Origin of the sequence: Methylobacterium sp. WL64 (assembly GCF_008039945.1) — a bacterium.
GTDB lineage: Bacteria > Pseudomonadota > Alphaproteobacteria > Rhizobiales > Beijerinckiaceae > Methylobacterium.
In genome coordinates this window covers 1-920 of sequence record NZ_VRVA01000295.1, presented here as the reverse complement: position 1 = coordinate 920, position 920 = coordinate 1, and the positions used below count along the sequence as shown (strand labels likewise).

Below are 920 nucleotides of genomic sequence, written 5' to 3'. Positions count from 1 at the left end.
TTCGGACGCGGCCGAGGCGGCGGGAGGAGCGGCGCGATCTCATCCCAGAGATCATCGGGGAGAAGCAGTCTGGCCATGCCAAACCAACGCTGAAAACCAAGCTCGGTGCCGTTCTGTTAGGCGTTCTTATTCCGAGTCACGTCGCGAGTAGCCGGACGGGGCGGACGCGTTCATACCTCGCCTCACGCATCGACGTCCTCCCGCCGCTGCGCTTTGCCGCCTCTGGCCCCTGGCTGCGAAGCGGACCCGTTGCGACCGAAGGAGACGTGCAGGCCTGCGACGAATGGATAGATCGTCGGCAGCACGATCAGGGTCAGCAAGGTCGAAGTGATCAGGCCGCCGATGACGACGGCGGCCAGCGGCCGCTGGGCCTCGGCGCCAGCGCTCGTGGAGATCGCCACAGGCAGGAAGCCCGGCGTCGCCACGAGTGCGGTCATCATCACCGGGCGTAGGCGGATCTCGGCGGCCCGCGTCGCGGTTTCTCGCGGATCGTCGCCCTTCGCCTCGATCTCGCGGATGGTGTTCGTGAGCACCACCCCATTGAGGATGGCGATGCCGAACGTCGTGATGAAGCCGATCGCCGCCGAGATCGAGAACAGCATCCCCCTCAGCGGCAAGGCGACAATGCCGCCGGTGGCGGCGATCGGGACGTCGAGGAATATCAGGCCGGCAAGCCGCAGGTCGCAGAACATCACCACGAGGAGCACAAGGATCGCGGCCATCGCCGCCGGCACCACGACCGAGAGCCTGGCCGTCGCCTGCTGCAGGTTCTGGTACCGGCCACTCTGGGTCATGAACCCATAACGGGTGGCACGGTTTGGTCGGGGCGTCGTTGGTTCTCCGAATGGAAGACCGAGGATGGCGCCGTTTGACCTGACGGATGCAGAGTGGGCGGTGATCGAGCCGCTGCTTCCGACAGA

Annotated in this window: 1 pseudogene; it reads right to left on the bottom strand. The window is 66.0% G+C overall.

Annotated elements, in window-relative coordinates:
- Nucleotides 1-182: 182 nt before the first annotated feature.
- Nucleotides 183-785 (bottom strand): annotated as a pseudogene (locus FV242_RS33965) (efflux RND transporter permease subunit); the annotation flags it as partial.
- Between the last annotated feature and the right edge of the window lie 135 nt (nt 786-920).